10 protein-coding genes are annotated in these 12,461 nt (G+C 73.9%); 4 read left to right on the plus strand and 6 right to left on the minus strand.

Translation table 11 applies throughout. The annotated features are described in order from the left end of the window. Positions 1 to 32: 32 nt before the first annotated feature. Entirely contained in the window at positions 33 to 1,049 is a 1,017-nt protein-coding gene (locus ACZ7EC_RS19340) for a CorA family divalent cation transporter (RefSeq protein WP_471064016.1), read from the plus strand. Positions 1,050 to 1,069: 20 nt separating this feature from the next. Here the strand turns inward: ACZ7EC_RS19340 and ACZ7EC_RS19345 are convergent, their stop codons facing one another. Further along, positions 1,070 to 1,702, minus strand: a complete 633-nt coding sequence (locus ACZ7EC_RS19345) for a LysE family translocator (protein ID WP_471064018.1) — start codon at positions 1,700 to 1,702, stop codon at positions 1,070 to 1,072. An 82-nt stretch (positions 1,703 to 1,784) separates the two neighbouring features. On the opposite strand from ACZ7EC_RS19345, the gene ACZ7EC_RS19350 reads away from it, so the two are divergent. Beyond that, complete coding sequence (locus tag ACZ7EC_RS19350) at positions 1,785 to 2,237, plus strand: Lrp/AsnC family transcriptional regulator (protein WP_037657809.1); 453 nt, start codon at positions 1,785 to 1,787, stop codon at positions 2,235 to 2,237. A 108-nt stretch (positions 2,238 to 2,345) separates the two neighbouring features. Here ACZ7EC_RS19350 and ACZ7EC_RS19355 read toward each other — a convergent pair whose 3' ends face one another. Continuing rightward, positions 2,346 to 2,981: a TetR family transcriptional regulator gene (locus ACZ7EC_RS19355; protein ID WP_397987262.1), complete on the minus strand. Its 636-nt coding sequence runs from the start codon at positions 2,979 to 2,981 to the stop codon at positions 2,346 to 2,348. A 308-nt stretch (positions 2,982 to 3,289) separates the two neighbouring features. Between ACZ7EC_RS19355 and kbpA the strand changes: the two genes are divergently transcribed. Both kbpA and afsK read left to right on the plus strand, forming a co-directional pair. Next, the gene (gene kbpA / locus ACZ7EC_RS19360; protein WP_471064264.1) at positions 3,290 to 3,964 is read left to right on the plus strand and encodes an AfsK-binding protein KbpA; all 675 of its coding nucleotides are present in this window, start codon (positions 3,290 to 3,292) and stop codon (positions 3,962 to 3,964) included. A 149-nt stretch (positions 3,965 to 4,113) separates the two neighbouring features. Beyond that, positions 4,114 to 6,486 (plus strand): protein serine/threonine kinase AfsK, encoded by a 2,373-nt coding sequence (afsK, locus tag ACZ7EC_RS19365; protein ID WP_471064020.1) that lies wholly within the window; start codon positions 4,114 to 4,116, stop codon positions 6,484 to 6,486. Positions 6,487 to 6,821: 335 nt separating this feature from the next. Here the strand turns inward: afsK and ACZ7EC_RS19370 are convergent, their stop codons facing one another. The 4 genes from ACZ7EC_RS19370 to ACZ7EC_RS19385 form a co-directional block, all read right to left on the minus strand. Continuing rightward, entirely contained in the window at positions 6,822 to 7,028 is a 207-nt protein-coding gene (locus ACZ7EC_RS19370) for a hypothetical protein (RefSeq protein ID WP_471064022.1), read from the minus strand. Between the two features lie 204 nt (positions 7,029 to 7,232). Continuing rightward, positions 7,233 to 10,196 (minus strand): SARP-family global regulator AfsR, encoded by a 2,964-nt coding sequence (afsR, locus tag ACZ7EC_RS19375; RefSeq protein WP_471064024.1) that lies wholly within the window; start codon positions 10,194 to 10,196, stop codon positions 7,233 to 7,235. Between the two features lie 233 nt (positions 10,197 to 10,429). Continuing rightward, positions 10,430 to 10,831 (minus strand): nitroreductase/quinone reductase family protein, encoded by a 402-nt coding sequence (locus tag ACZ7EC_RS19380; protein WP_471064026.1) that lies wholly within the window; start codon positions 10,829 to 10,831, stop codon positions 10,430 to 10,432. A 93-nt stretch (positions 10,832 to 10,924) separates the two neighbouring features. Beyond that, positions 10,925 to 12,442, minus strand: coding sequence for a CehA/McbA family metallohydrolase (locus ACZ7EC_RS19385; protein WP_471064028.1), 1,518 nt, complete (start codon positions 12,440 to 12,442; stop codon positions 10,925 to 10,927). Positions 12,443 to 12,461 lie beyond the last annotated feature (19 nt).

The following is a 12,461-nucleotide window of genomic DNA, read 5'->3' on the forward strand; positions in this document are numbered from 1 at the left end:
AGCGGGGACTGACGGGAGCGAGGGCGAGGGCGATGATCGTCACGGTGGTGGCCATGCCGCAGGGCACCACCGTGCGCACCGACCTGGCGGAGGCCCGCCGCAGGCTCGCCGCCACCCGCTACCTCCTGGTGGACGTGGAGCTGCCGGAGACGGGGGAAGAAGGTGAAGGGGAGGAGGGCGTGGGGGAGGAGGGCGCGGGTGAGGAGGGCGAGCCGCTGGCCCGGCTGCTCGGGCTCGGTGACGCGGACCTGGACTGGTTCGGACGCTCCGGCGAGCCCGCCCGCGCCGACTTCCTCGGCGACATGGTCGGCCTGGTCGTCCCCGTCGTCCAGGGCGAGCGCATCGTCCACGCCCACGCCGTGGCCGGCGACCGCTACCTGGTCACCGCGCACCGGGGCCCCGCGTTCCTCGCGCCGGAGATCACCGCGCACGCACGGCGGGAACGGCCCGCCGACGCCGTGGCCCTCCTCTTCCTGGTGCTCCACTCCGCCCTGGCCACCTTCCGCCGGGCCGCGGTGGCCGCGCTGCTGGAGGTGGAGGAGCTGGAGGACGACATGTTCCAGCAGCGGCGCCCCGAGCAGGTCTACCGGCTGTCCCGGCTGCGCCGCCGCTCCGCCCTGCTGCACCACACGCTGCTGCCCTACCTCCAGGTGGTGGACGAGGTGATCACCCGCCGGATGATGAGCCCGGACTTCCCGGAGGAACGGCAGCGGCTCGCCCGCGAGTACCAGCATGTGGCCCGCACCGTCCTGACCGACATCGAGACCCTCCAGGAAGCCACGCGCCGGGCCTTCGGCAGCTACTCCTCCCTCGTCGCCGGCGAGCAGAACAACGTGATCAACCGGCTGGCCATCGTGTCCGTGATCTTCCTGCCGCTGTCCTTCCTGACCGGCTTCTTCGGCATGAACTTCGCCTTCCTGACGGACGAGCTGGAGAGCCGCGCGGTCTTCTGGCTGCTCGCGATCGGCCTCCAGGTGTGCGTGCTCGCCGGCGCGTTCTACGTCCTGCACCGCACCCGGATCTGGCGGCGGCTGCGGGACGAGGAATGAGGCGGGGCGCGGGCGTGCCCCTAGAGGGTCGCCAGCCGCTCCACCAGCAGGAACGCGCCGATGCCGAGCATGGCCGCGCCCGAGGTGCGGGTCACCGCGCGGGCGGCGGCCGGGCGGGCGGCGAGCAGGGCGCGGGCGAGGACGCCCACGGTGAGGTAGACGGCCGCGCAGCACGCCATGTGGAGCAGGCCGAGGGCCGCGGTCTGCGCGGGCACGGGCAGATGGGCACCGCGCAGGGTGAGGAACTGGGGGAGGACGGAGAGGTAGAGCAGCAGACCCTTGGGGTTCAGGCCGCTGATCGTGGCTCCGCGCAGGAAGGGACGCCCCCCGGCCGCCGCGGCGGTCCCCGCACCGACCTCGCCGGCTGCCGGGGTGGCCGGGCGGCGCAGGACGCCCCAGCCCAGCCGGAGCAGATAGCCGGCGCCCACCACGGTCAGCGCCGTCAGCAGCCGGGGCGAGCCCGCGACCAGCACCGCGAGGCCGGCCGTCGCCAGGGCCGTGTGCAGGGCGTATCCGCAGACCAGGCCCGCCACCGCGCGCGGGACCCGGTCGCCGCGCAGTGCCGTCGCGATGACGTACGCCCAGTCGGCGCCCGGCACACACACCAGCAGCAGGTCGACGACGAGGAAGGAAAAGAGCAGTCCCGAGTCCATGAAGGGGACATTAGGCGCGATCAGCCCGAAGGTGTTCCCGAAGTTTGCGCATGATCCGTGGTCCTGCGCAAAGATCTACTCCATGGATGACGTGGACCGGAAAATCCTTGCCGAGCTCCAGCAGGACGGGCGGCTGACCGTGACCGAGCTGGCCGCGCGGGTGCGGCTCAGCGTCTCGCCGTGCCACCGGCGGCTGCGCGAGCTGGAGCGCTCCGGGGCGATCCAGGGCTACCGGGCGGTGGTGGACGCGACGGCGCTCGGGCTGAACTTCGAGGCGCTGGTCTTCGTGTCCATGCGGCAGGAGGACCGGGACACGGTGGCCGAGTTCGAGCGGGCGGTCGGCGAGCTGGACCATGTGCTGGACGCGCAGCGGCTGTTCGGGGAGCCGGACTACCTCCTGCGGGTGGCCACGGCCGACCTCGCGGCGTTCCAGCGGCTCTACGACGAGCGGCTCGCGACGCTGCCGGGGGTGCAGCGGCTGACGTCGACGCTGGTGATGAAGCACGTCGTACGGGACCGGCCGCTTCCGGCGTGAGTGGCCTGATGCCCCCGGCAGCGCGGCAGGCGGCGGCTCACCTCGGTGAACCACCGCCTGCCAGACAGGACTTGGCTGCTTCGGGGGACCCGGCGATCCCTGTGCGCGCTACTTCGACGGTTTGCGCCCCGTGACGCCCAGGTGGATCAACAGGGCCAGGTTGGGCTTGATTTCGGCCTGTTTGACGCCCCAGGAGGAGAAGCCCTTCTGATGGGCGGCGACCGCGGCGAGCATGGCGACGAGGGAGCCGGCCACAGCGGCGGGGTTCACGTCCTTGTCCACCCGGCCCTTGGACTGGAGTTCCGCGATCGAGTCGGCGAGGGAGCTGTTCACCGAGTTCAGGATCTTCATGCGGATCTTGTAGAACCGTTTGTCCCCTTCGGCGGCACCGAGATCGACCACGCGCAGGATCGCGTCGTGCTTCTTCCAGAAGTCCAGGAAGCCGTCGACGAGTTCCTGCGAGGTCTGCCAGCCGGACTTGCCGGCCCAGGAGCGCCCTTCGAGCAGCTCGGTCAACCCGGCGCCCTCGGCCGCCATTTGCTCGGCGATCTCCAGGACGGCGCCCTCGACGTCCGGGAAGTACTGGTAGAAGGTCGCGGGCGAAGTGCCCGCCTTCCGGGCGACATCGATGACCTTGACGTCCCGGTACGGGGAGGAGCTGAGCATCTCGCTGAGGCAGTCGAGCAGCTTCTGCCGGGTCGCCTGCCCACGCCGGCCGGCCACGCGGCCGTCGACGGTACGCACTTGTCCTGTCATGCCGTCAGCTTACCGAGGGGGGGTGGGAGCGCGATTCGGCCGACTGCAAATGGGGTGCGCGGGCTCATCGAGCCTGCTGTGCCTGGTCTGCGGGCTGCGCGCCGCGCGGTTACTTTGGCGACATGGCCGAAAACAGGGCATCCACGAACGAAGACCCGCACGGGGGTCGCAGCGGCGTCCCCGCGGCGGACGGAGAGGATGTCTCCTGGGCACGGGAAGGCTCCGGCGCCCGGCCCGGCGGCGAAGAGACAGCCACGCCAGCTCCCGCTCCCTACCCCGAAGGCACCCCCTGCTGGCTGGACGCGCAGCTGCCCGATCTCGAAGGGGGGAGGCGGTTCTACGGGGAGCTTTTCGGGTGGAGCTTCCAGGAGGGGGAGGCGGGATCGGTGTGGGCCCGGCTGGACGGGCGGCCGGTGGCGCAGCTCGGACGGAAGGCGGACGGACGGATGCCCACCGTCTGGACCGTGTACTTCGCGACGCCGGACATCCAGGCGCTCGGCCGGAGGATCACCGCGGCCGGCGGACAGCTGATCCTGCCGCCGTACCCGGTCGCGGAACTCGGCCGGGCCGCCCTCGCCGCCGACCCCGAGGGCGCCGTGTTCGGGCTCTGGCAGGCGCGCCGGCACCCCGGTTTCGGGCGGCGGCACGAACCCGGCACCTTCGCCTGGGCCGAGCTGTACACCCGCGACACCACCGGCGCGAACACCTTCTACGGCGGCCTGTTCCACCACGCCCTGTTCGCCCCCGGCGCCGACCCCGACTTCGGCCGCGCCGACGTCACCGACGTCTTCCCCGCCGAGATGCCCCCGCACATCCTCGCCCACTTCCGCGTCGCCGCCCTCGACGAGGCGCTCGGCACCGTGCAGCGGCTCGGCGGGCGTGTGCAGGCGACCCCGTTCGAGGCGTCGTACGGACGGGTGGCCGTCGTCACCGACAATCAAGGGGCGTCGTTCGCCCTACTGGAGCGGTAGGACATCCCGATTTGTCCTCGGGTTCGCAACCGGCCGCCCGGCCAGGAAGAATCGGGGTGCGTGCCGCCATGGCGGTGCGGTGGTGAGACGCTGCACTTCGGTCGCGTACACAAGGGCTGGCGCGGCCAGCACGGGGAGGTGGCAGGCAAGTGGATCAGCTGACACAGCACGATCCGCGGCGGATCGGGCCGTTCGAGGTGCTGGGCCGGCTGGGCGCCGGCGGCATGGGGCTGGTCTATCTCGCGCGCTCGGCGTCCGGCCGGCGCGTGGCGATCAAGACGGTGCGCACGGAACTGGCCGAGGACCAACTCTTCCGCGTCCGCTTCACCCGCGAGGTGGAGGCGGCCCGCGCGGTCTCCGGCTTCTACACGGCCGCCGTGGTCGACGCCGACCCGCGGGCCGCCGTGCCGTGGCTGGCCACCGCCTACGTGCCCGCGCCCTCCCTGGAGGAGATAGTGAACGAGTGCGGGCCGCTGCCCGCGCAGGCCGTGCGCTGGCTCGCCGCGGGCGTCGCCGAGGCCCTCCAGTCCATCCACGGCGCCGGCCTGGTCCACCGCGACCTCAAGCCGTCCAACGTGCTGGTGGTCGAGGACGGTCCGCGTGTGATCGACTTCGGCATCGCCTCCGGCGTCTCGAACACCCGTCTGACGATGACGAACGTCGCCGTCGGCACCCCCGCCTACATGTCCCCCGAGCAGGCCAAGGACTCCCGCAGCGTCACCGGCGCCAGCGATGTCTTCTCGCTCGGCTCCATGCTGGTCTTCGCGGCCACCGGGCACCCGCCCTTCCACGGCGCCAACCCCGTCGAGACCGTCTTCATGCTGCTGCGCGAGGGCCCCGACCTCACCGGCCTGCCGGACGAACTGCGCCCGCTCATCGAGCTCTGCATGCAGATGGAGGCCGCCGCCCGCCCGTCCCCGGCCGATCTCCAGGCCCAGCTCGCGCCGCACCTGTTCGGCTCCGGCTCCGACGACAGCGGCACCGCCTCCGCCTGGCTGCCCGAGAAGGCCGTCGCCCTGATCGAGGCCCGCCGCGGCGGGCGCCCCGCCCCCAGGCCCGCCCCGGCGGCGACCGGTCCGGGCCCGCGCCCCACCGGACCGGGGCCCCGCCCCACCGCGGGCCCGGCCATCCCGCCGCCCCCGGCCTACGACCCTCCGGTCCCGTCGGCCTCCTTCGCGGCCACCGCCGCCCCCGACACCGGACCCGTCCGCCTCGCCGGCGCCCCCGTCCCGATCGGCCCCGGACCCCGCGTCGCCGACGCCCGCGCCGCCGCCGTCAAGGCGCCTTCGCCGGAGGCCGGACTGGTCGCCAACTGGTCCCGCCCGCGCCCCGGAGTGGCCGGTCCCGACCCCGGCGTGGCCGCCGCGCCGCCCGGCCCCCCGGAGACGGCGAGCGGCTGGCGCCCCTGGCGTTTCCGCATGTCGAACGACGTCTGGGGCACCCCCTCGGTCGACGGCGACCTGGTCTACGTCACCTCCTTCGAGGTGCACGCCCTGGACGTGGGCACCGGCCGGCGCCGCTTCAAGACGCGGGACGTGGCCTGGTCCATGGCCGTCGCGGACGGGCGGGTGCACGCCTCCGACGGCCCCACCCTGTTCGCGCTGGACGCCCGCGAGGGCACCGATCTGTGGCGGCTGTCCACGGACGCCTGGGTGTACTCCCTCCAGGCCGACCGCGGCACCGTCGTCACCGGCACCCGCGGCGGCGGCGTCCAGGCGTGGGAGGCGTCGAACGGACAGCGGCTGTGGGAGATCAGCGGCTGCCAGACCGACTTCGAGACCCCCGAGGCGGGCCCGCTCGTCCACGAGGGCACGGTCTACGTCTGGCAGGACGCCCGGCTGCGCGCGCTGGACGCCCGCACCGGCGAGGAGCGCTGGGCGTACCCCATCGGCGACGCGGCCTCCTGCGGCGGCGTCCCGGTCCGGATCACCCCGGCCCCGGACGGCTACATCTACCTCTGCGCCGGCAGCCGGGTGCTCGCCGTCGAGGCGGTCAGCGGCATGGTGCGCTGGCACTTCGAGGCCCCGGCGGTCTTCCTGAGCCCGCCCGCCTTCGCGCCGGGCCCGGCCGTCACCGGCGGCGGTGTCTACCTCGCCGACTACCTCGGCACGGTCTACGCCCTCGACGCCACCGACGGCCGCGACCGCTGGCGCATCGCGACCGAGGCCAGGTCCTCCGTCGAGCCGGTCCTGGTGGCCGCCGGGCACGTCCACGTCGGCAGCGGCAAGGGCCTGTACACCCTGGACGCGGTCACCGGCACCCCGAAGTGGCGCTTCCAGGCCGGCGGGGACGTGGTGGGCGCCCCGGCGGTCGCGGAGGGCCGGATCCACTTCGGCTCCACCGACCACCTGCTCTACACCCTCAAGGCCGACGACGGCCGGCTGCGCTGGAAGCTGGCCACCGGCGGCGAGATCACCGGTTCCCCGGTGGTCAGGGACGGGGTGGTGTACGCGTGCAGCAAGGACCGCTGCGTCTACGCGCTGGACGCGGAGAAGGGCACGGGGACGGCTCGTACGGCCTGAACAGGTGTGGTGCGACGGCCGTCGTGCCGGTTCACGGAAGGGGTTCCGGACGGCGGCCGTCCCAGGGGCCGACGCTACCCGGAGCGCCGGACCCCCGCCACGCGGTGCGGCCCGCGGCCGGCGGCCATGATCAGGCGTGCCTGCCCGGACACACCGCGGCCGCGGCGGCTCCCCCTCCGCGCCGCCGCGGCCGATCCCCCGATGTGGTCCTGCGAACCGCTCCCCCCGTCACGGCCCCCGTCGAGCCGTACCCCCGTCGCGGTCCTCCGGACCATTCCCCCCGTGCGGTCCCCCCGTGCGGTCCCCCCGGACCGCCCCCCGTCGTACGGAAGTCCTTACGCCTTCTCGGAACCGGCGTGGTTCTCCAGCGGCTTCACGGCGTCCCCGGCCACCAGGCCCGCGTGGTTCTCCAGGGGCTTGATGGTCTCGGTGCCCGCCACGGCGCCGGCGTGGTTCTCCAGCGGCTTGACGATGGCCCCGGAGTCCGGGCTGCCGGCGTGGTTCTCCATGGTGCTGATCTTCTTCTTCGCGGTCTCGCTCATCGTCGGCAACTTCCTGTCGGCGTCCTGAAAGGGCGTTGGAACCGCCCGGCGACTCCCCCGGGGGCCGCCGGACGGATGTGGAGGCCGTCACCCTAACGGTGAGACCAGGCGCCGGTTCGTCTGGCCCCCCGCCGCGACGAACCGGCACTCATGAGGATGGCGCCCGGCGATAAACAAACAATGAACGCCGGACCCGCCGGCTCGTCAGGCCGCCGCGGTGGGCCGCAGGAAGGCCCGCACCTGCTCGGCCTCGGCCGCGCCGGTCCGCTCGTGCTCGGCCAGCGCCTCCTGCCAGCAGGCGCGCGCCCGGTCCCGCTGACCGAGGTGGTCGAGCGTCTGCCCCAGCATCGTCAGCACGTTGGCCCGCATCCAATCACCTCCGATGACGCGCAGCGCAAGAGCTTGCTCCGCGTGGCGCGCCGCGAGGGCGTACTGGCCGCGGGCGAAGTGCGCCTCCGCGATACGGAAGTTGGCCGTGCCCTCCCACAGGCGCTGCCGGTTCTCCTGGAACAGCCGCAGTGCCTCGCGCAGTTGGTCCAGCGCCTCGCCGGCCCGGTCCGCGGCGTTCAGCGCGATACCCAGGGCGAGCCGTGCGTTGGCCACCCGCAGCGTCATCCCGAGCTGGTCGTAGACGGCCAGGCCCTGCCGCGCCAGTTCGACCGCGCTGTCCAGCCGCCCGAGCTTGACGTGGATCCGGGAGAGGTTGCACAGGGCGCTGGCCTCGCCCGGCAGGTTGCCGTCGGCGCGGTAGTTGGCGATCGCCTCCCGCAGATGGCGCTCGCCGTCGTCGTTGCGGCCCTGGTAGAGGGCGATGATCCCGCGGTCGTTGGGAACCCAGCAGCACGGCGCGAGGTCGTTCGCCGCCTGGGCCAGCTGGATGGCCAGCCGGGCCTCCTCGTCGGCCTGGTGGAACCGGTCCGACACCAGCAGCGCGTTGGTCAGCGCGGTCCGCGCCCGGCCCTCGGCCCGCTGGTCGCCCGTGTCGCGCGCCATGTCCCGCACGGCGACGGCGGTCGTCTCGTACTGGTAGGCGTTGGCGCCGGACTCGGCCAGGTCCTTGGCCACCCACAGCAGGTCGACGGCCCGTCTGAGCATGCCCTGGACGGCGCTCTGCCGGACGCAGGCCAGCAGGCAGTCCCCCTCGGCGTGCAGCCAGTCGATGGCGGTCTTGGAATCGGTGAAGGACAGACCGGGGTGCCGCGTCGGCTCCAGGTGGTCCACCAGCCGGTCCCCCGGCCGTTCGATCGCGTACACCCCCGCCGCCGTCGCCAGATAGAAGTCCAGCAGCCGCGACATCGCCGCCGCCCTCTCGCTCGGCGGCTGTTCGTCGCGTTCGGCGCAGGCGCGGGAGTAGAGGCGGACCAGGTCGTGGAAGCGGTAGCGGCCGGGGGCGGCGGATTCCAGGAGGGAGGTGTCGACCAGGGATTCCAGGAGGTCTTCGGTCGCCTCCGGCGGCAGGTCCAGGACCGCGGCGGCCGCGGCCAGGGAGATGTCCGGGCCGTCGGCGAGGCCGAGGAGGCGGAACGCGCGGGCCTGGGCCCGGTCGAGCTGGCCGTAGCCGAGTTCGAAGGTGGCCTTGACCGCGAGGTCGCCCGCCTGGAGCTCGTCCAGGCGGCGGCGCTCGTCCGCGAGCTTCGCGGCGAGCACCGAGACCGTCCAGGTGCGCCGCGCCGCGAGGCGGGACGCGGCGATGCGGATGGCCAGGGGCAGGAAGCCGCACGCGGCGACGACGTCGAGCGCGGCGTCCCGCTCGGGGGTCACCCGCTCCGCGCCGACGATCCGGGTGAACAGCGCCAGCGCCTCGTCCGGGGACATCACGTCCAGGTCCACCAGGTGCGCCCCGGCCAGCCCCACCATCCGCACGCGGGAGGTCACCAGCGCCGCGCACCCCTCGGTGCCCGGCAGCAGCGGCCGTACCTGCGCCGCGTCCTTCGCGTTGTCCAGCAGGACGAGCACCCGGCGGCCGTCGAGGACGGAGCGGTACAGCGCCGCCCGCTCCTCCAGGGAGTCCGGGATCGCCGAGTCGGCCGTGCCGAGGGCGCGCAGGAAGGAGCCGAGGACCGTCTCCGGTTCGGCGGGGCGGGGGCCCGCGCCCTGGAGGTCGACGTAGAGCTGGCCGTCCGGGAAGGAGGCGCGCGCCCGGTGCGCCACATGCACCGCGAGCGTCGTCTTGCCGACGCCCCCGATCCCCGCCATCGCGGAGACCGCCATCACGCTGCCCTCCGTCTCGCCGGCCGAGGCCAGCACCGCGCTGAGCTCGTCCACGAAGGCGGCGCGGCCCGTGAAGTCCGGTACGGAAGCGGGAAGTTGGGCCGGGCGCACCGGCGCGGCGGGTGCCTCCGCGACCGGCGCCGAGGGCTCCGCGAGTGCCGGGTCGGCCTGGAGGATGCGCTGCTGGAGCTCGCGCAGTCCGGGGCGCGGGTCGACGCCCAGTTCCTCGGCGAGCAGGCGGCGGGTGTCGGCGTACACGGCCAGCGCCTCGGCCTGCCGCCCGCTGCGGTACAGCGCCAGCATCAGCAGCTCGCGCAGCCGCTCCCGCAGGGGGTGCGCGGCGGTGAGCGCGGTCAGCTCGGAGACCGCCTCCGCGTGACAGCCCTGTTCCAGGTCCATGTCCAGGCGGGACTCCAGCAGCCCGAGCCGCCACTCCTCCAGGCGCACCCGCTGCGTCTCCGCGTACGGTCCGGGCACACCGGCCAGGGGCTCGCCGTCCCACAGGTCCAGCGCCTCGTTGAGCAGCGCGCGGGCGCGGGTCAGATCCCCGGTGCCGCGCGCCTTCTCCGCCTCCGCGCCGAGGTCCTGCGCCCGTACGAGGTCCAGCGCGCCCTCGCCGAGCCCGCGCACCGCGTACCCGCCGGACTCGCTCACCAGCACACCGGGGTTCAGGACCTTGCGCAGCCGGGACGCGTACGTGCGGACCGCGGCCAGCGCCTGCGACGGCGGCTCGGGCCCCCACAGCGCGTCGATCAGCTCCGCCGCCGTGGCCGTACGGCCCTCGCGCAGCAGCAGGGCGGCCAGCAGGGCCCGTTGCTGGGGGGAGCCCGTGTTCAGGGCCTCCTCGCCGCGCCAGGCCCGCACCGGACCGAGCACGCCGAACCGCAGCGTCTCCGGCTCCGCGCTGCTCGCGGAGCCCGGACGCCGCTGCTCAGGCACTCGCGGCCGACCGTCCATGCGTTCGCCCCCTAGGCATCACTGACATCCCTGTCAGTTTGCCTTGTTCCGGCTGGTTGCGTCAGCCGTGCGAGACACCGATCACAGACCGCCGCTCGGCGGTCCACAAAGCCCTCACACCCTCTTCGCATATGCCGGGCACTCCCCGCAGTTGACCACCCGTCAAGTGTGCGCTGCCGGGGAGGTGCGGGCGGTCGTGGTCACCGGGTGAAGGGACCCGTCCGGCTGGTTCCTCAGTCCGTCAGGTCGACCCGGATGGTCAGCAGGTCCGTCCCCAGGGCCCGTACCGCCGTGCTGTTGAGGCGGGGCAGTCCCCGCAGCCGGGCCCGTGGATCGTCGTCCGGCAGCAGATGGGCGGTGCCGTGGTGCCACCGCCCCGCGATCCGCACCCGGACCCGCGGATCGGCCTCGATGTTGCGCACGTACTGCGACCGGTGCCCGAACTCCGACACCAGCCAGAACGCCCCGCCGACCCGCCGCCCGCCCACCGGCGTCCGCCGCGGCACCCCGGACACCCGCCCGGTCGTCTCCAGCACGGTCTGCAGCGGGAGCCGCCGGATCAGCGGATTGAGCCGGCGCTGCAATCCGGTCACGACGCGGTGCTTGCGCTGCTTGCGGTCTGCTCGGCCGGTCATGGCTCCTGAACCTCCTGCGGAATCGTGCGGGGCGGCGGCTGCCCGGCCCAGGATGCCGCAACCGCCCGCCCCGCCGGCGCCGGAACCGCCGGGTCAGGCCTCCCCGAGGAAGACGGGGTTGGTGAACGCCGCCAGCGCCCCCGGCACCGGGCCCGCCGCCGTCTCGTGCCGCACCTCGGCGCGGACGTACGCCGCGTACGAGGGCGTCGTACGCCATTCGACCGTGCCCGAGCCCGACACCGGCAGCGGGTCGCTGGTGACCAGGGTGCCCTCGTCGGTGACGAGGCGGAGGGTGCAGCGCGGGGCGCCGGACACGTCGAGGCGGACGGTCACCGGGGTGTCGGCGCCGACGGCCAGCCGTTCACCGATGCCGGCCTGCCGGCCCCGGCCGCCCGTGGCCGTGAGGGAGACGGTCACCTTCCCGGACTCGGCGACGTAGCAGCGGCCCGCCCGGATGCCCTCCTGGACGGCCTCGCGGGTCAGGTCGTCGGCGAGGACGACGGTCTGCGGGAGGCCGACCGCGTCGGGGTCGCGGTGGGCGTCGCTGCTGCCCATCGCCGGGAGCCAGCGGCGGCCCTGGCGCACCGAGGCGACCAGGAGGTTGTCCCACTCGGCCAGGGTCGCCTCGTCGTCGGGCGTGTAGGGGCCGTTCCACACCTCCACGGCGTCCGCCTCGGCGAAGCCGAACTTCCAGCCGCAGCCGACGCAGGTGGCGTGCGGATGGGCGGGGACGACCAGCCCCCCGGCGCGGCGGATGTCGCGGGCGAAGCGGGCCCAGCGGTTGTCACGGGCCCGGTAGCGCCAGTCCACGAAGGTGCCGGGCTCGGTGCCGAGCGCCACCACATGGCCGTTGCGGGTGGTGATCTCCTCACCGAGCATGATCAGCAGATCGTCGCCGGCCACGTCCGCCCAGTGCGGGTGGGACGCATGGGTGTTGTGGTCCGAGGAGTTGATGAAGTCCAGGCCCGCGGCCCGCGCGAGGGCCGCGATCTCGGCGGGGGTGCGGCGGCCGTCGGAGTACCAGGAGTGCAGATGGCAGTCGCCCCGGTACCAGGCCCGGCCGCGCCCCCTGGCACGGGAGGGCGGGTACACCGGGCGGGGGGTCTCGCCGGGTTCGCCATAGGTCAGGGTGATCGTCAGCTCGTACGACAGTCCTTGTGGCGCCACCGTGTAGGGGCCCAGCGCGATGTGCCAGGTGCCCGCGCGCACCGGTCCCGGCACATAGCCCGGTGTCGCGTCGTCGGCCCGTACGAAGAACTCCGTGCGGGCGCCGCCCGACCAGCCCCGGAAACCCCTGCCGCCCAATTCGGTGCCCCGCTGGTCGAAGAGGCCGATGTCGAGCGCGTTGCCCTGGGTGCCGGCCGGGACCGGGGGCCTGTCGTAGGTGTAGGAGACCTTCAACTCCCGTACCCCCGACGGCACGTCGACCGGGACGTACACGAAGTCGGGGGCGCCGGGCGGCAGGGTGCCGCGCACCGTCCGGGTCTCCTGGCGACGGCCGTCCGCCGCGGCGAAGCTCACGGTTCCCACGGTAAGGGCGGCGGCGGCGCCCGTCACGAACAGCGCGCGCCTGGCGATGCGCCGGGCGTGATCGTGCGTGTCGTCACACATGGGCCCCATTGTGCGGGCC

The organism is Streptomyces sp. NPDC037203 (assembly GCF_055605065.1).